This is a genomic window from Hyalangium gracile (assembly GCF_020103725.1).
Classification (GTDB): Bacteria; Myxococcota; Myxococcia; order Myxococcales; family Myxococcaceae; genus Hyalangium; species Hyalangium gracile.
In genome coordinates this window covers 73,238-90,289 of record NZ_JAHXBG010000010.1, presented here as the reverse complement: position 1 = coordinate 90,289, position 17,052 = coordinate 73,238, and the positions used below count along the sequence as shown (strand labels likewise).

General features: G+C 69.9%; 14 protein-coding genes. 11 read left to right on the top strand and 3 right to left on the bottom strand.

Going from position 1 to position 17,052, the window contains the following annotated elements; genetic code table 11:
• The first annotated feature begins 196 nt into the window (after positions 1–196).
• The 7 genes from KY572_RS21450 to KY572_RS21420 all read left to right on the top strand — a co-directional run bounded on the left by KY572_RS21450 (position 197) and on the right by KY572_RS21420 (position 8,442).
• Complete coding sequence (locus tag KY572_RS21450; protein WP_224244778.1) at positions 197–1,243, top strand: hypothetical protein; 1,047 nt, start codon at positions 197–199, stop codon at positions 1,241–1,243.
• A complete protein-coding gene (locus KY572_RS21445) occupies positions 1,240–4,329 on the top strand; it encodes an IPT/TIG domain-containing protein (RefSeq protein ID WP_224244777.1) in 3,090 nt (1,029 codons plus the stop codon). The genes KY572_RS21450 and KY572_RS21445 overlap by 4 nt, the downstream gene beginning before the upstream one ends.
• Entirely contained in the window at positions 4,326–5,444 is a 1,119-nt protein-coding gene (locus KY572_RS21440; RefSeq protein ID WP_224244776.1) for a hypothetical protein, read from the top strand. The genes KY572_RS21445 and KY572_RS21440 overlap by 4 nt, the downstream gene beginning before the upstream one ends.
• Positions 5,445–5,536: 92 nt before the next feature.
• The gene (locus tag KY572_RS21435) at positions 5,537–6,028 is read left to right on the top strand and encodes a hypothetical protein (protein ID WP_224244775.1); all 492 of its coding nucleotides are present in this window, start codon (positions 5,537–5,539) and stop codon (positions 6,026–6,028) included.
• Positions 6,029–6,139: 111 nt separating this feature from the next.
• On the top strand, positions 6,140–6,865 hold the full coding sequence (locus KY572_RS21430) for an SDR family NAD(P)-dependent oxidoreductase (RefSeq protein WP_224244774.1): 726 nt from the start codon (positions 6,140–6,142) through the stop codon (positions 6,863–6,865).
• Positions 6,862–7,692, top strand: coding sequence for a dihydroneopterin aldolase (locus KY572_RS21425; RefSeq protein WP_224244773.1), 831 nt, complete (start codon positions 6,862–6,864; stop codon positions 7,690–7,692). The genes KY572_RS21430 and KY572_RS21425 overlap by 4 nt, the downstream gene beginning before the upstream one ends.
• Before the next feature lie 12 nt (positions 7,693–7,704).
• Positions 7,705–8,442, top strand: coding sequence for a queuosine precursor transporter (locus KY572_RS21420; protein WP_224244772.1), 738 nt, complete (start codon positions 7,705–7,707; stop codon positions 8,440–8,442).
• Between the two features lie 18 nt (positions 8,443–8,460).
• Here KY572_RS21420 and queD (KY572_RS21415) read toward each other — a convergent pair whose 3' ends face one another.
• Complete coding sequence (queD, locus tag KY572_RS21415) at positions 8,461–8,823, bottom strand: 6-carboxytetrahydropterin synthase QueD (protein WP_224244771.1); 363 nt, start codon at positions 8,821–8,823, stop codon at positions 8,461–8,463.
• 15 nt (positions 8,824–8,838) lie between these two features.
• Entirely contained in the window at positions 8,839–9,201 is a 363-nt protein-coding gene (gene queD, locus KY572_RS21410; RefSeq protein WP_224244770.1) for a 6-carboxytetrahydropterin synthase QueD, read from the bottom strand.
• A 278-nt stretch (positions 9,202–9,479) separates the two neighbouring features.
• On the opposite strand from queD (KY572_RS21410), the gene KY572_RS21405 reads away from it, so the two are divergent.
• From KY572_RS21405 to KY572_RS21395, 3 genes are all read left to right on the top strand, one after another.
• Positions 9,480–11,156 carry a right-handed parallel beta-helix repeat-containing protein gene (locus KY572_RS21405; RefSeq protein ID WP_224244769.1) on the top strand — a complete coding sequence of 559 codons (1,677 nt, stop codon included), beginning with the start codon at positions 9,480–9,482 and terminating at the stop codon, positions 11,154–11,156.
• 92 nt (positions 11,157–11,248) lie between these two features.
• The gene (locus tag KY572_RS21400; RefSeq protein WP_407659987.1) at positions 11,249–13,183 is read left to right on the top strand and encodes a PAS domain S-box protein; all 1,935 of its coding nucleotides are present in this window, start codon (positions 11,249–11,251) and stop codon (positions 13,181–13,183) included.
• On the top strand, positions 13,173–15,098 hold the full coding sequence (locus KY572_RS21395; protein ID WP_224244768.1) for an ATP-binding protein: 1,926 nt from the start codon (positions 13,173–13,175) through the stop codon (positions 15,096–15,098). Before KY572_RS21400 ends, KY572_RS21395 begins: the two co-directional genes overlap by 11 nt.
• Positions 15,099–15,119: 21 nt before the next feature.
• Here KY572_RS21395 and KY572_RS21390 read toward each other — a convergent pair whose 3' ends face one another.
• Positions 15,120–16,010, bottom strand: a complete 891-nt coding sequence (locus KY572_RS21390; RefSeq protein WP_224244767.1) for a GspE/PulE/PilB domain-containing protein — start codon at positions 16,008–16,010, stop codon at positions 15,120–15,122.
• Positions 16,011–16,309: 299 nt separating this feature from the next.
• Here KY572_RS21390 and KY572_RS21385 point away from each other — a divergent pair, with 299 nt between their 5' ends.
• Complete coding sequence (locus KY572_RS21385; protein WP_224244766.1) at positions 16,310–17,050, top strand: MotA/TolQ/ExbB proton channel family protein; 741 nt, start codon at positions 16,310–16,312, stop codon at positions 17,048–17,050.
• The last annotated feature ends 2 nt before the right edge of the window (positions 17,051–17,052 follow it).

Genomic DNA, 17,052 nt, shown 5'->3' with positions numbered 1-17,052 from the left:
GGGCTGTGCCGTGCGACCAGGCTGGGGCGCGGAGTGCACACGCAACGAGGAGTGCTCGCTGGGAGCCTGGTGTCACCAGGGCCGCTGCCAGCCACGGACGGCGGTCACGCTGTGTCCGTCGGGGACGCGGGAAGAGTGCCCGGTAGGGCAGCGCTGTCAGCTCGGGAACCTCGTGTGTGAAGAGGATCTCGGGTGCTTGGAGGACACGGACTGCGGGGTGGACGAGAGCTGCAACACAGGGCTGCATGCGTGCGTCCCGCGCTGCACGGAGGCGACCGCCTCCACGGTCTGTGCTCCAGGCGAGCGCTGCGTCGGGAGCCGCTGCGTCCAGTGTGTCGAGAGCAACGAGTGTGGCCCGGGCCTCCAGTGCGACGCCGCGGGCCGCTGTGCCGTGTCGCCACGCTGCTACTCGGACCGGGACTGCCGCGTGCCGCTGTCCTGCCATGTACCGACGGGAGCATGCCTGGAGCGCCTGCCGCCATGTACCTCGGATGAGGGCTGTCGCTCCGATCAGCGCTGTGACATCGGAACGGGGGAGTGCGTGCCTCGGACCTGCCAGCCGGACACCCTCGAGCCCAACGACACCCCCGTGACGGCCTTCTCCGTCGGTGCGAGCCGCTACCTCGACCTGACCCTGTGCGCGGGAGACGTGGACCACTTCGCGATCAGCTTGCAGCGAGGCGACCGGCTGGGAGTGAACGTCGAGGGAGATCCTTTCGCCGAGTCCTCCTTCGCCACGGTCATCCTGGATGCGAGTGGGAGGGTGCGCGCCTCCGGGTGGATGCTCGCATCCTTCGTCGCGGCCACTCCCGGGGCGTACACCGTGCGGGTCGCCACGCAGGCGCCAACGCAACGGTACGACATCGGGTTCTTCCTCTCGCGCGGCACGCCCTGTGATGACGACCGCCAGGAGCCCAATGACACTCCGGCCACGGCGACGAGCTACGCCTCGGGGACATCCATTGAAGGAGTCATCTGCCCGCAGGACCAGGACCACTTCACGCTGGCAGTCCCCGAGGGGCGAGGAGTCAGGGCCTCGCTGACGAACTACGCCGCCGCGAGCGGGCTCTTGCGCCTGTGCCTTCTGGAAGGTGCCACGGAGCTGGGATGCTCGGAGGAGCCCACAGGGGCTGTCGTCGCCCTGCCGGCGGCAGTGGTGGGAGGCAAGGCCCTGACCGTGCGCATCACCGGAGACGATGCACGCACGACGAACGGCTACACCTTCCAGGTGGAGCAGCCATGAACGCGGGTGCGCGGCTCAGGGCCCTGCTGCTGGTGCTGCTCGTGGCCTGTGGCGAAGAGCACCGTCCCGGAGCGGATGCGGGGACGAGCGAGGACGCGGGAACGCAGGGCTCCGCGGATGCCGGAAGCCTGGATGCCGGCGCGACCGATGGAGGTGCGGACGCAGGCGTTCTTTCTCCGCCTCGTCTCCAGGCAGCACTGCCCGCGCGTGGGGAGGTCGGCGGGGGCACCTGGACCACCTTGAGAGGCAGCGGCTTCCTGAGCGGCGTGGCGAGCAGCACCACCGAGGCCGCGAAGCTCACGGTGCTCGAGGTCGGCGGGAGCCGGGTGAGGGACTTCCAGATCATCGACGACGGCTTGATCGATCTGCGAACGCCTCCAGGTCCGGCGGGAACCACGAGCATCACCCTGCGGAATCCTCGAGGCACAGCGACCTGTGATGGCTGCTTCACCTGGTTCGAGCCCCTCACCGTGCGCACCATCGCTCCCGAGGTTGGACCGCTGGCGGGCGGCAATACGGTGACGTTGGTGGGCTCCGGCTTCACGGACAGGACGCAGGTGCTCCTGGGAGGAGCAGCGAGTCCGAGGGTGATGCGCCTCTCTTCCACCGAGCTGCGAGTCCTGGTGCCTCGTGGGCTCGTGGCGGACCGTGTGGACGTGAGAGTCCAGGCTGAAGGGGGAGGGGGCCTGCTGCGCCGGGCGTACCGCTACGTCGAGGAGCTGCGCATCGCGGAAGTCACCCCACTCACGGGACCTCTAGTGGGAGGAACCTCGGTGGTGCTCACGGGCCAGGGCTTCGAGGGTGCCACCGCCGTGCTCTTTGGAGATGTCCCCGCCGCATCCTTCACGGTGGAGAGCTCCACATGCATCACCGCCACCACACCTCCAAGCCTGAAGCCTGGAGCGGTGGAGGTCCGCATCGTCACGCCGCGAGAGGCCTGGACGGTGCGTGGAGGCTTCACCTACGTCGATGCCTCTGGTGCCTTCACGCTGTACGGCGTCTTTCCTCATGTCGGGGCGCGTGCCGACGGCACCGTGACGCTGACCGGGCAGGGGCTCGATGCGCCGGGACTGTCCGTGAGCTTCGGAGGGCAGCCAGTGGCCCTCGGCTCCGTGACGCCCACGACAGCGGTCATCACTGTGCCTCCCAGAGGCGCGCTTCCCCGAGTCGTCACCGTGGCCGCCACGGCAGGCACAGCGAGCGCGAGCCTTCCGGACGGCTACACCTTCCGAGTCACTCTCTCCGGCGCGGCACCGTCGACCGGACCGGTGCAAGGCGGGACGGAGGTGCTGCTCGATGGAGCGAACCTCCCACCGGACGCCGTGGTACAGGTGGGTGGACTCGATGCCTCGGAACTCTCGCTCTCCGGCGAGACACGGCTCCGCTTCACGACTCCACCGGGCGCGAGCGGCCCGGCGAGTACCCTCCGCGTCCATGCCGCGAGTGATCCGGAGAACGAGGCCGTGCTGCCCAAGGTCTTCCAGTACGAAGCGCCGCTCATGCTCGCCTGGCTCGAGCCGGCTCAGGGCGCCATCGCGGGAGGAACGCACGTCACGGTCCGGGGCGCGGGGTTCGGATCGGGCACCACGCTCACATTCGGCGGCCAGCCCGCGCGAGACGTGCAGGTGGTGGATGCTCACACGATTACTGTCCGCACACCTCCATCGAGCATGGGAGCAGTGCGGGTGGCCGTGGCGAGAGGCAGTGCCCAGGCCGAGCTGACCGAAGGGTTCACCTACTTCGACCCGCGAGGCTCGGGAGGGCTGTCGGGGGCTCCCTTCACCGGTACGCTCAACGTCACGGTGCTGGACTCCTCGTTTGGAGCCTATGGAGCGCCGGTGCTCGGAGCACGCGTCATGCTCGGCACGGATCCGGCCACACCGTTCCAGGGCACGACGGACTCACGGGGGCAGCTCACGTTCTCGGATCCGCGGCTCGCGGGCGCGCAGATGGTGACGGCCTTCAAGGAGGGCTACGACGCCGTCACCGTGACCCACATCCGAGCGGAGAACCTCACGGTCTTCCTCCGTCGCATCGGCAGCCAGGCCAATCCCGGAGACCCACCGGTGGCTCCCACGGCGGTCATCACGGGGCGGGTGTTCGGGTTCAAGCCGCCTCGGCCGCTGATGCCAGACGAGGAACTGGAGGCGCGCGTCTTCGTCGCCCAGTCGAGCCCCGCGGGTGGGCCTCCCTTCGCGGGCGTGGGGAATCGGACGTCGGACACGTGGAAGCTGCGCCAGGAGGGAGGCTCTTTCCTCGTGCACGCGCGCCCCGGCCTGCGCGCGGTGTACGCGGTGCTCGGGGTGGTGAAGGGCACGGCGTTCGAGCCGTACCTGCTCGGCATCCATCGAGGCATCAGCGCCTCCCACTCCCGAGTCGCCGAGGGGAAGGACGTGGTGCTCGACATGCACCTGGACGTCACCGTGCCCCTCACCGTGCAGGGACCTGTGAGTGTGGAAGGCGTCACTCCGCTGCACCAGGTGTACGCCTGGCTGGACCTGGGCCTGGAGGGGCTCATCCCGCATCCGTCCAACTGGGGCACGGGGACGCGGCTCTACTCCTCCGTCGTCGGGCCGGGGCCTGGGCTCACGTTCCCGTCCTTCCCTCGGCTCGAGGGCTCGAGCTTCCTCTTCCTGGATCTGCTCCAAGGCACCGTCGCGTATCCCCAGAGTCTGCTCTACCACCGTCAGCCAGGGGCGCTGGCCCAGGGGGTGACGCTCGGCCCGATGCTGCCGCTCAGCACCTTCACCTCCCCCACGCAGGGAAACCGCTTCGCGGGCGCGGTGGCGTGGCGCAGGGAAGGAGGGGCTGCTCCCGACGTGCAGCAGCTCATCCTCTCGGAGTTGAGCCCCACGGGAGGACCGCGCTGGACCGTCATCATGCCGGGTGGTCCAACGCAGGTGTCGATGCCGGCTCCAGCCCTGGCCGTGCTGCGTGCCACGCTCCCTGCCGGTGCGGTGCTCCGGGCCGACCTGACCACCAGCCGGGTGCCGCGCTTCCAGTATGACCAGTGGACGTATGACGCGCTGTCGCCCGTGGCGTGGACGGCCTATGCCCTGAGCCGCTCGGAGCGGATCGACCCGTGAACCGCCTCTGCCCCTTCCTGCTCGTGGTGCTGCTCGCCGCCTGCTCCGAGACGCGGACGGACTGCCGGGAGCCCTCGGACTGTGGCGCTCCCGCGGAGGCCTACCGCTGCGACCCGGACTCACGCGCGTGTCTCTGCCGCACGGACGCGGCCTGCGCTCCAGGCGAGCTCTGCAACGCGGCCGGCTTCTGCCAGGCCCGAGCGGGCTGCGAGAAGAACGCGGACTGCGCGGACCCGGCACTCTTCTGCGACAGCGCGACGGGAACCTGCCTGGCACGAGGTCGCTGCACGACGGACCTGCACTGCCCCACGGGCGAGGTGTGTGACGTCTCGCGAGCCACCTGCGTGGAGGGCTGCAAGAGCGCGGGAGACTGTCCCGGGACGGCCTGTCGCTGCGGAGACGTGCCATGTCTCTGCGAGGCCAGGGATGAGGCGGGCCGCGCCGCCTGCGCCGTGGGTGTCTGTGACGCGGACTTCTGCGCGAGCGATGGCGACTGCGCCTTTGGAGAGCGGTGTGGCACTCCGGCCAACGAGCCGCGGGCGCGCTGCTACAGCGACACGGATCCGCTCCGCCGTCCCTACTGCGCGAGCTGCAACTACGGCGGCGGCATCCAGGTGTGCGGCCGGGGTGCCAACTACTGCCTCGTGGAGACGGCACCGGGCGGTGGCTCCTTCTGTGGAGTGGACTGCTCGGAGGGGCAGGGCTGTCCCAACGGCTACCAGTGCGCGGACGTGGTGGTGGCCTACAGCCAGTCCCGCTGCCGCGTGGATGCCGACTGCCCCGCGGACCCCTCACTCCCCTGTCGCGAGGATGTGGACTGCTCACGAGGCGGGCGATGCGTGAAGGCCGCACCCCAGGAAGTCGGAGCCTGCGCCGCGCGCTGCGACGTGGCGGAGGGCGAGGTGCTGGGCTACTGCTCGTGCCAGCAGGACGCTGACTGTGCTCAGGGCACCTGCAGCCAGGGCGCGTGCACCCTGAGCCGCAAGCCCTGCGTGACGGACGGAGACTGCCGGCCCGTGCGCTGCGTGGAGCTCAACGGGGCGGGGGGCTGTCTCATCGGCCGGAACTGCGCCCCGGACGCGGGGCTCACCTGCGCCGAAGTCGCACCTCGTTGACGTGAAACCCCCCCGAATTGCTGGGGATTGAATGTTCCGCGGGGACCCCCGTCAGAAGGGACAACAAGGCAATACGACGGAGGAACTCGAACATGGCTCTCAAGACCGGCTTCTTCTCCCTGGCTCTCGGCGCGCTGCTCCTCGGCTCCACGGCGCAGGCGGATGACACCCAGAAGTCCCAGGCGCAGCAGAGCGACGCGCAGATGCAGACCAAGGGCTTCCACGGCGGTTCCGAGCACACGTACTCCTGGGGCAACGGCGACAACCGCGAGTACCGCGGCGCTCCCAGCCGCGATTACTCCCCCGGCGGCCGCTACTACCGCCGCACCCCGCAGCCGCAGGCTCCCCGGCACCAGCAGGGCCGCTACGAGCTCAAGCTCGTGCAGCAGTGGGTCTCCGGTGGATATGAGCAGGTGTGGGTGCCCAGGGAGTGCCGCAACTACGGGCGCCGGGGCCGCGTGCAGTGCACCGGTGGCTACTACGAGCAGCAGTGGGTGGACGGCCACTACGAGACGGTGGAGCAGTGGGTGTGGGTCCCCGGCCGCTGGCACCACGCCGCGCCGGCCTCCTACTGGAACCGGTAGCTGACACAGAGTCATGCAGACCGCGACGCCGGGAGCCCCTCGCTCCCGGCGTTTGTCGTTCTGGCACTCCCAAGTGCCTTTTGCGCGCCGCCCTGCTAGGGAGTCCGCAGCATGGCGATCGCATTCATCACCGGGGCCGGCATCCGCATCGGTAGCGCCGTGGCGCGAGCCCTGGGCCGGGCCGGGTATGACCTGGCGCTCCACGCCCACCGCTCGGTGAAGTCGCTGGAGGCGGTGGCGGAGGAGCTCCGAGGACTGGGCCGCCACGTGTCCCTCTACGCGGCGGACCTCTCGGAGCCCCGACAGGTGGATGAGCTGGGCGCCCGCGTCCGTGCCGACCACCCCACGCTGGATGTCCTCGTCCACAACGCGGGCCTGTACGAGCGCGCGGCCTTCGAGTCCATCACCCGCGAGCAGTACCGGACGATGCTCGCGGTGAACATGGACGCGCCCTTCTTCCTCACCCAGGCCCTGCTGCCGAGCCTGCGCGCCGCCGCGCAGCCGCTGGTGGTGCACCTCACCGACATCGGCGGGGAGCGGGCGGAGAGCCACTACGCGCACTACTCGGTGAGCAAGGCGGCGCTGCTCATGCTCACCCGGGCGCTGGCGGTGGAGCTGGCGCCCCACGTGCGCGTCAACGCCATCTCCCCCGGAGTGGTCGCCTTCCCCGAGTCCTTCGATGCGGCGGCACGCGCGTCCATCCTCCAGCGCATCCCCATGGGCCGGGAGGGCAGCGTGGAGGATGTCGCCCGGGTGGTGCTGTTCCTCGCGCGAGAGGCGCCGTACATCACGGGCCAGGTGCTGACGGTGGACGGAGGAAGGAGCGCGCAGCTGTGAGTGAGCCCCTGCACCTGCCCGTCGTGACGGATGCCCAGGGCCGGCCGTTGGATGTCATCGAGCTGCGAGGCCTCACGGTGAACTGCATCGTGGGCGTCTATCGCCGCGAGCGGGTGGCGGCCCAGCCGCTGCGGCTGGACGTGGCCCTCTTCCTGGACACGCGCGAGGCGGCGGTGGGCGGGCGGCTGGCGCGCACCATCCACTACGGCCGGCTCGAGGGCGAGCTGCGCTTCCTGCTGGAGGCCTCCCGCTTCGAGCTGCTGGAGTCCGCGACGGAGGCGGTCTGCCGCTACCTGCTGGCGCCGCCCACCGTGGACGCTCCGCGCGCCCAGGTGCGAGCGGCCACCGTGCGCGTCACCAAGCCCGAGGCGCTCGGGGGCCGCGCCACCCCCTCGCTCCAGGTGCACCGCACGGCGGAGGAGATGGCGTACGGGCGGGAGGAGACGGCCTTCGGGAGCGTGGACGTCCTCCACGAGGGAGCGGGCTATGGCCTCTACCGGCTCCGGGTGAAGCCACAGGATGCTGGCCCGACCCGGCTCGAGCGGCAGGGCGAGGGAGACGAGCTGGTGCTCGGCACGGGGCTGCTGCTGCAGGGCCGCCCGGTGGCGCGAGGGACCGCCTTCCACTGGCCGAAAGACTTCCCGCGCACCTACGAGAACCCCACCGCCACCGAGCAGACCCTGCTGTGCGTGGCCCGGCCGCGCCTGGGCTCCACGGTGGAGGCCGGCGCGGAGCCCGCCGCCCCGAGCCAGGTGCCCGGGCAGGGCATCTCCTATTACCCCCAGGAAGAGCACGCTCCCCACGGCGGGGGCGAGGGCCACGGCTGAGCTCGAGGAACGATGAATCTGGACAAGCGCATTCGGCTCTTCGTGGTGCTCGCGGCGGCGTTCTGCACCGCGCTCATCGTGGCGGACCTCGTGGGCGTGAAGCTCTTCGAGGTCCACCTGGGGTCGCTCGTGGCGGTGATGCCCGTGGGCATGATCGCCTTCCCGGTGACCTTCGTGCTCACCGATCTGCTCCACGAGTTCTACGGGAAGAAGGCGGCCCGCTTCGTCACGTGGCTGGGCCTGGGCATGTCTCTGGTCACCTTCGTCGCCATCCACATCGCCATGGAGATCGAGTGGGCCCCCGTCACCCGTGCTCCGGACTACCGAGGCACCGTCGAGGCCTCGTTCAACAACGTCTTCGGCACCTCGCAGCGCATCCTGATCGCTTCGATGGTCGCCTACGTCCTCAGCCAGCTCTGCGACATCACCGTCTTCCACGGGCTCAAGCGGCTGTCGCACAACCGGCTGCTGTGGCTGCGCGCCACGGGCTCCACGGTGGTGTCCCAGCTCGTCGACACCGCCGTGTTCCAGCTCATCGCCTGGACCAAGGTGCTGCCCACCGCCGTGGTGCTCAACATCATCGTCACCTCCTACGCGGTGAAGCTGCTGGTCGCCGTGGGGCTCACGCCCATCATCTACGCGGGGCACGCGCTGGTGGAGCGCCTGCTCGGGATGAAGCCCGTGCTGCTGAACGACGACGGCAAGCCCATGCCCGACGGGCCCGACAAGCCGCTCGGCCACTCCGCCTGAGGCAGGGGGCGGGGACGCCTACTCGTCCTCGCCCTCGTAGATGCAGCTGGAGGCCGTCGTCTCGCTCACCTGGATGCGGAAGAGCAGCGGCAGCGAGGGGCGCAGCCGCTTCCAGATCCACTTCGCCAGGTTCTCGCAGGTGGGGTTCTCCAGCCCCTCCACATCATTCAGATAGTGGTGGTCGAGCTGCGCGCGCAGGGGCGCGAACGCCGCGTCGATGTCTCCCAGGTCGATCACCCAGCCCGTCTTCGGGTTGACGGGGCCCCGGATGTGGAGCTGGACCCTGTAGCTGTGCCCATGCACCCGGCTGCACTTGTGGCCTTCCGGGACATTCGGCAGCCGGTGGGCCGCCTCGAAGGATACTTCCGTGAAGAGTTGCATGGTGTGCTCCTGAGGCTAGTCGTCCTCGCCCTGATAGATGCAACCGCTGGTGCACGTCTCTCGAACCACCACGCGGCTGAGCCGCGGAAGGCTGGGACGCAGGCGCCGCCAGATCCACCGTGCCAGGTTCTCGCTCGTGGGGTTCTCCAGCCCCTCCACCTCATTGAGGTAGTAGTGGTCCAGCCGGGCCAGCAGCGGCGCGAACGCCGTCTTCACGTCCGCGAAGTCCATGACCCAGCCGGACTGCGCTCCGAGCGGGCCTCGCACGTGGAGCTCCACGCGGTAGCTGTGCCCGTGCAGCCGGCTGCACTTGTGCCCGGCCGGGACGTTCGGCAGCCGGTGGGCCGCCTCGAAGGTGAACTCCTTGAAGATCTCCACGACGACTCCCGGTGAAACGAGCGCGCTGTGCGCCGATTCTCGCTCTTACACATGCCCACGCAAGGCGCATCCAAATTCCTGCATGGGCGCGGCGCCTCGCATGAGCCTGACTTCTATCTCGCGCGCCCAACCTCGCGGAATCGCGTCAGCCGCCGCCTCCCCCAGCAGCCCGGCGGGCAGCGTGTGGGCTCGATTCGAGGAATGAATCACGCGCGCGCCTTGTCCGGCGGCCGACTTCGCGACGACGGGTGTCGGCGCGACCCACACTAGGAGTCTGGATGCGCGTCAGAACGGCCCTCGGGGCTCTCGGTTGTGCCCTCGCTCTCTCCCTGCTCGGCTGTGGGCAGGCCGAGATGACGCAGACGGAGCAAGGTCCCCGCTCGAATCGCCCCAAGGCTCCGGCTCCCACGCCTCCCGCCTCCACTCCCGTGGCGCAGCAGCCCCCTGCGCAACCCGCTCCGCCCTCGGTTCCATCCACGCCTCCGTCCACGGAGCCCCCTGCCTCACCAGTCCCACCTCAGGCCGAGCCTCCGGCGCCGCCGCCCGCTCCCGTGCCTCCTGCCCCTCCTCCTCCTCCCGAGTTCTCGCGCATCCTCTGGGTCTCTCCCGGAGGCAGTGACGCCGCCGAGGGCTCCAAGGAGCGGCCCTTCCGCACGGTGGCCAAGGCGCTCTCCCAGCTGCGCCAGGGCGAGGCCGTCTTCCTCCAGTCCGGCACCTACTCGGAGCGGCTGCGGCTCGAGGAGCGTGGCGGAGCCGCCGACTCGCTGCTCACGCTCAAGGCGGCCCCCGGTGCCACGCCCGTCTTCAAGGGCGGCACGGGCAGCTCCACCCCGATGATCGACGTGCGCGGAGCTTACTGGCGCATCGAAGGCCTCACCTTGGATCTGGCGGGCGACCGGGCCTTCGCGGTGGTCTGGCGCGGCAAGGGAGCGCATCACGGTGTGCTCCGCGGCAGCACCCTGAAGAACGGCGCCGAGGGCGCTGCCGTGGACGTCTCCAACTCCGCCAGCGACGTCCTCGTCGAGGACAACCACATCCATCACTTCCAGAAGGCGGGGGGCGGTGACAGCCACGGCGTCGCCCTGGAGACGACGGCGCGCAACGCGGTGGTGCGCGGCAACGACATCCACCACAACTCCGGAGACGGGGTGCAGTGCCTCGGGCCCGAGGGCGGGGCCACCATCTCCGGCACGCCGTTCGACAACCTCCTCATCGAGGACAACGAGCTGCACGAGAACCAGGAGAACGGCGTGGACATCAAGACGTGCACGCGCGTCACCGTGCGCCGCAACTCCATCTGGGGCCACCGCCGCACCTCTGAGTCCGCCGGTGAGGGCGTCATCGTCCACCTGTCCGCGCGCGACGTGACGCTGGAGGAGAACACCTTCCATGGCAACGGACGCGGCATCAACATCGGCGGCGTCCGGGTAGGCGCTCCGCCCACCCACATCATCATCCGCCGCAACCTGGTGCTGGATGGCGACGGCGCCGACGGCAATGAGGGCAGTGGCATCCGGGTGGACACCTCCTCGGACGTGAAGGTGCAGCACAACACCGTCTGGAACATGCCGGGCGGCTGCGTCATCTTCGGCAGCGGGGAGTCGGGGCCCTCGCAGGGGCTGGAGGTGCGCAACAACGTGCTGGCCAGCTGCGCCCAGGCGCTGCGCGCGGGCTCCGGGCGAGAGGGCGCCGTGGTGGACAGCAACCTCTATTTCCGCGAGGGCGGCGCGGCCCGCTTCCGCCTGGAGGGTGTGGACCTCGGCCTCGGCCAGTGGCGCGAGGAGACGGGACTGGATGGGCGTTCGCTGGAACGCTCGCCTGGCTTCACCGACGCGGACGCCGAGGACTTCACCCTGACGCCTGCCTCCCCGGCTCGGGATCGAGGTGTAGCACTGGGGTTTCCCTTCTGTGGAGGGGCCCCGGATCTGGGTGCTCGCGAGTCGGGCTGCCCCTGACACCCGGGCACGTGTAGACTCCGGATCCGCGATCGCCGTCTGGAGCCCGCCTCTTCGTGCCCCCCTCTGATCTCGCTCTGGCTGTGACCCTGGTGCCCGCGGACTCCTCCGCTCGTGAACCGCTCATCCGCGCGGCGGACCGAGTGGGCCTGCGGGTGGTGGAGAAGCCGCGGGAGGCCGCCATCATCCTGGTGGACCTCACCGCCGCTGGCAGCGGCCCGGCGCTCGCCGCGCTGCTCGACAGCGGCGAGTCCGCCCGCGCCCTGCTGCTGGCCCTGGTGGATCCGGGCGAGGATGCCTTCGCCTCGCTCGAGCCGCTCAAGCCGGCCGATGTCATCACCAGCGCCGTGCCCCACGAGCTGGCCTACCGCCTCCAGCGCCTTGCCGAGCGCTACCGCGAGCGCGACGAGCAGGCCCAGCTCCAGAAGGACCTGTCGCTGCTCCTGGAGCTGACGGCCGACTACGCCGAGAGCCTGGACGTGGAGGCCCTGCTGCACGACGTGACGCGGCGCCTGGCGCTCCAGCTGGACATCTCCCGCGCCTCGCTGGTGATGCTGGACACGAACACGCAGGAGGGCGTCATCGTCGCCTCCAGCGATGACCCGGCGCTCAAGGACCGGCGCATCGAGCTGGCGCGCTACCCGGAGATCCGCGAGGTGGCCCGCACGGCCCGCCCCGTGGTGGTGGAGAACGCCCCCAACCACCCGCTGCTGGAGGGAGTGCACAGCGCGGTGGCCGCCCAGGGCATCCACGCCATCGCCGCGCTCCCGTTGCCCATCCGCGGAGAGGTGCGCGGCGTGCTGCTGCTGCGCGCCTCGGGCCGGCGGCAGACGTTCGCCGCGCGGGAGATCGACTTCCTCACCACCGTGTCGCACGCCACCGCCATCGCGCTGCGCAACGCCTCCGTGCTGGAGACGGTGCGCGGGCAGACGGAGCGCGAGAAGTCCGCGCGCATCGCCGCCGAGGAGCAGGCCGCCGCGCTGCGCACCTACCGCCTCTTCTTCGCCAACGTGGGCGAGGGCGTGGCCATCCTCGACGACAAGGCGTGCGTGCTCAGCCTCAACCCCGCCGGCGAGACGCTGCTGGACACCTCCGCCGACCAGGCGCGCGGGCGCCACCTGCTCCAGCTCGCCCAGACGGTGGATGACGGCGTCATCATGGAGATGGTGGCCGCCGCCGGTCGGGGCGAGGCCCGCTCCAACGTGGACGTGCAGATCCAGACCCTGGGCAGCCGGCACCTCACGCTCTCGCTGTCCGCCGCGCCGCTGAAGGACGGCAGCGCCGCCACCATCCTCTCCTTCCGGGACGTGACGCTGCCGCGCAAGCTGGCCGACGAGCTGCGCCACACCAAGGACTTCCTGGAGCGGCTGATCGACTCGTCCGTGGACGCCATCATCGCCGCGGACATGCAGGGCCGCATCATCCTCTTCAACAAGGGCGCCGAGGCCATCATCGGCATCTCCGCCCACGAGGCCCTGGCGGGGATGACCACCCGGCAGATCTACCCGCAGGGCGTGCCCGAGCGCATCATGGCCCAGCTGCGCAGCCCGGACTTCGGAGGGCGCGGCCGGCTGTCCATGTGCCGCCAGGACCTCATCCACCGCAATGGCGAGCTCGTCCCGGTGAACATGACGGCCTCCATCCTCTACGAGGGCGGTCGCGAGGTGGCCACTGTGGGCATCTTCACGGACCTGCGCGACCGCATGCAGCTGGAGCGCAAGCTGTCGGACGTGGAGACGCGCCTGGAGGAGAGCGAGAAGAGTGCCGTCATCGTCGCGCTGGCCGGCACCGCCGCCCACGAGCTCAACCAGCCGCTCACCTCGGTGATGGGCTACGCGGAGCTGCTCAAGCGCAAGCTCAAGCCCGAGGACTTCGCCTACCGGCCCGTGGACATCATCTACCGCGAGGCCGAGCGCATGGCGGAGATCGTCCGGAAGATCGGGAAGATCACCCGCTACGAGACCAAGGCCTACATGGGGACGCAGCGCATCCTCGACCTCGACAAGGCGACCTCCCATGAAGAGTGACTCTCGCGTGCTGCGCATGTCCGGCGGCCCGACGCCGGAGGCATTCCAGACCCTCTTCGAGCTGCTGGAGGAGCCGCTCGCCCTGTGTGACGCCGCCCTGCGGCTGCAGGCGGCCAACCCCGCCTTCGAGCGCTTCTGTGGCGCCCACGGCATCACGGCCGAGTCCATGATGGCCACGGTGGCCGAGGCCCTCGCCCAGACGCCGAGCCAGGGGCTGGAGGAGGGCACCAGCTCGGACGTGGAGGTGGAGCTGCAGGGCCGTCGCAGCGTGAAGGTGACGGTGTCGCGGCGAGGCGACACGGTGGCGGTGCGCGGCCAGCTGGAGCCGGGCCGGCTGATGGTGGCCGAGCGCGCGCTGCTGGAGCAGGCCCGCACGGAGGGCGTGCTGCTGGACCTCAGCCGCAGCGTGGCCGAGGCCACCGGCGAGGAGGAGCTGGTGGCGGCGGTGGCACTCGGGGTGAAGGAGCTGTTCCCCGGCCGCACCTTCTGCATCCGCATCGTGGACGCGCGCACCGGAGGTCTCACCTCGCTCTACGCGGAGGGGCGGCTGAAGGAGGGCGCGCACGAGCCGCTCGTGCTCAAGCAGAGCGCGGTGGCCAAGACGCACCTGGCGGTCTCCTCGCTGCCCGAGGGGCGCGTGGTGGTGGCGCGCGAGGTGCCGCTGCTCTTCATCGGCACCACCCAGAGCGTGAGCGCTCCGCTGGTGGCCAGCGGCCAGCTCTTCGGCGCCGTCAACATGGAGTACCCGGAGGGGCTCGAGGCGGACATCGTCCACGACGAGCGGGTGCTCCTGCAGCTGGCCAACCAGGTGGCCGTGGCGGTGCGAAACGCCAAGCTCATCGACGAGCTGACGTTCGTGCGCAAGTACCTGGAGGATCTACTGGAGAAGGCCAACGCGCTCATCCTGGTGGCCAACCGGGACAAGCAGGTGGTGGTCTTCAACCAGGCCCTGTCCGCGCTCACCGGCTTCACCAAGGAGGAGGTGCTGGGCAAGGACCTGCTCTCCTTCATCCCCGAGAGCGAGCAGCTGCGCGTCAGCTCCATCATCGCCGCGGCCATGCAGGGCGAGTCGGCCAACACCTTCGAGACACGGCTGCGCGCTCGCGGCGGCGAGGTGCGAGTGGCCTTCGCCACCTCCACCGTGCTCACGCCCCAGGGAGAGGTGGAGGGCGTCATCGCCATCGGGCAGGACATCACCGTCCTCAAGGAGCTGGAGAAGCGCATCGTCCACGCGGAGAAGCTGGCCTCCATCGGGCAGCTCGCCGCCAGCGTGGTGCACGAGATCAACAACCCGATGACGGCGGTGGCCGCCTACAGCGAGTCGCTGCTGATGAACGCGCGCATGCGCCCGGACGCTCCTCCCGCGGACATCGAGAAGCTGCGGAAGATCCAGGAGAGCAGCCAGCGCATCCTGCGCTTCACCAAGGATCTGGTCTCCTACGCGCGGCCGGCGAAGGACAAGCCGGAGAAGATCCAGCTCAACGCCATCCTCGACCAGGCGGTCGGCTACTGCGAGCACGTGGTGGGGCAGGCCAAGGTGAGCGTGCGCCGCGAGTACGCCACGGATCTGCCGCCCATCTCCGCGGTGCGCGCCAACCTGGCCCAGGTGTTCGTCAACCTCATCACCAACGCCTGCCACGCGATGAAGCCGGGCGGCCAGGTGTCGCTCCGCACGCGGCGCGAGGGCCAGGAGGTGGTGGCGGAGGTGCGCGACACGGGCACCGGCATCGACCCGAAGCACCTCAGCCGCATCTTCGATCCCTTCTTCACCACCAAGGAGGAGGGGAAGGGCACGGGGCTGGGGCTCTCCATCGTGCAGGGCATCGTCGAGAGCCACGGCGGCCGCATCACCGTGGACAGCACGCTGGGCGAGGGCACGGCCTTCACCCTGCGCCTGCCCATCCCCCCGCAGTGAGGACGACCGGAGCGGGGCGCCTCAGCCCTTCTTCTCGTCCGTGTCGTCCAGCTCGCGGGTGAACTCCTCCTTCGTGAGGAGCCCCTTGCGCGCCATGATGCGCATCAGCGCCCAGAACTTGCGCTCCAGCTCCTCCACCCGGTCCGGCTCCTCGCGCAGCTCGCCGAAGAGGTCCGCCAGGTCATCGAGCACCGCCGAGCCGCCCGCGGAGCGGCCCTTGGCCTCGCCCTGACCCCGCTTGCGGCGCCGCTGCTCCTCGCGCTTGCGGATGAGCTCCGCCAGGGAGGTGCGCGCCGTGTGCTCGCCCGGACCCACCTCCTCGCCGATGATGACCTCCTCGTCATCGTCGTCCGGAGGCTGGGCCTTCGAGGCCGTCACGGGCGCCGCCGGACGCTGCGCGGCTGCCCGCGTCGCCGAGGGACGCGCCGTGGCCGGCGCCGCGCGGCTGGGGCTCGCCGCCGGGGTGGGGGCGACCTTGTGGTAGTAGCGCAGGATGGCCGCGCGCACCGCGGACAGCGCCGCCACCCGGGGGCTCGCCTTCAGCCCGGTGGTGAACTCGATCTCCTCGATGGCCGACTGGTTGAGCGGGTCCGCCATGGCCACCACCAGCCGCCGCTTCCCGCCCACGTTCTCCAGCGCATAGGGGAACATCTCGTGCTGCTCGCAGAAGCGCGCGCGCATCAGGTGCACCGCCGCCCAGTCCGGGGTGACGGCCGCCAGATTCACCACCGGTATCTCCAGCGCCTCGCTCAGCGCCTGCACCAGCATGGGCTCGGTGATCGCGCCCTGGCTCACCAGCGTCGTCCCCAACCGCTGCTGGGTCTGCCGCTGCGCCTTGAGCCCCGCCTCGAGCTGCGCCGGCGTGATCGCGCCGCGCTCCAGGAGGATCTCGCCTATCCGCTTCCTCGCCATGCTGGCGCGCTTACCACGAGCCCTTGGGGGACCCAAGCACCCGACCAGGCACCACATCTGGTGCCCCGTTACCCATGTTGCGATCCGTCAAGCCCTGGACTGGACGCAAATTTCCCGTGCGATTTCAATAGCTAACGCAGGGTGGTCGCCTTGACACTCCAGGGGGGCGTTCCTAAAGTCGGCCCCACGTTTTCAACATCCAAGACTGACTTTCTTCCCCGAGGGAACCTCTACTCGGTGAGGGTGTCAGACGTGGAAGGCCCGAGAGACCAGGGCCGCCTATCCGGAGGCAACAAGCGATGAATCTGGGGTTTGTAGCGAATCTGTCCGTGCTGGCTTCGGAGGGAGGGTCCAACCGCACCTTCTTCGAGGAGGTCGCTCGTCGCTGGGAGGCGGGCCAGTGGGGTATGTACCCCATCGCCGTGTGCGCCGTCATCGCCCTGGCCATCATCGTGGAGCGGACGATCGTCCTGTTCGTCAAGTCCTCCATCAACAAGGAGGGCTTCCTCCGCGGCCTGAAGAAGCACATCTACGCGGGTGACCTGGACAAGGCCATCAACTACGTGGCCGGCCAGAAGGCCACCCCGCTGACCGCCGTCATCAAGGCGGGCCTGATGAACGTCCCCAAGGGCCAGGAGGAGGTCCAGGCCGCCCTGGACGAGGCCAGCCTGCGCGAGACGCCGAAGATCGAGGCGCGCACCGGCTACCTCGCCATGCTCGGCAACGCGGCGATGCTCGCCGGTCTGCTCGGCACGGTGTCCGGCCTCATCTCCTGCTTCGAGGCGGTGGCCAACGTGAACCCGGCCGACAAGGCGACGATTCTCGCCAACGGTATCTCGGAAGCCATGAACTGCACGGGCTTCGGGCTGCTGACGGCCATCCCGGCGCTGATCGCCTTCTCGGTGCTCCAGGGCCGCACCCAGGGCATCATCAACGACATCAACGAGACGAGCGTCTCGGTGCTCAACCTCATCGTCACCAACCGCGACAAGTTCAAGAACCTGAACATCCCCGCGGCCGCTGGTCACGGCGAGGAGTAGTC

Bases quoted from the DNA above. Each gene is read 5' to 3' on its own strand.
- KY572_RS21385 (WP_224244766.1), top strand. From the start codon at position 16,310: ATGAATCTGGGGTTTGTAGCGAATCTGTCCGTGCTGGCTTCGGAGGGA.
- KY572_RS21445 (WP_224244777.1), top strand. From the start codon at position 1,240: ATGAACGCGGGTGCGCGGCTCAGGGCCCTGCTGCTGGTGCTGCTCGTG.
- KY572_RS21395 (WP_224244768.1), top strand. From the start codon at position 13,173: ATGAAGAGTGACTCTCGCGTGCTGCGCATGTCCGGCGGCCCGACGCCG.
- KY572_RS21405 (WP_224244769.1), top strand. From the start codon at position 9,480: ATGCGCGTCAGAACGGCCCTCGGGGCTCTCGGTTGTGCCCTCGCTCTC.
- KY572_RS21435 (WP_224244775.1), top strand. From the start codon at position 5,537: ATGGCTCTCAAGACCGGCTTCTTCTCCCTGGCTCTCGGCGCGCTGCTC.
- KY572_RS21390 (WP_224244767.1), bottom strand. From the start codon at position 16,010: ATGGCGAGGAAGCGGATAGGCGAGATCCTCCTGGAGCGCGGCGCGATC.
- KY572_RS21420 (WP_224244772.1), top strand. From the start codon at position 7,705: ATGAATCTGGACAAGCGCATTCGGCTCTTCGTGGTGCTCGCGGCGGCG.
- queD (WP_224244771.1), bottom strand. From the start codon at position 8,823: ATGCAACTCTTCACGGAAGTATCCTTCGAGGCGGCCCACCGGCTGCCG.
- KY572_RS21430 (WP_224244774.1), top strand. From the start codon at position 6,140: ATGGCGATCGCATTCATCACCGGGGCCGGCATCCGCATCGGTAGCGCC.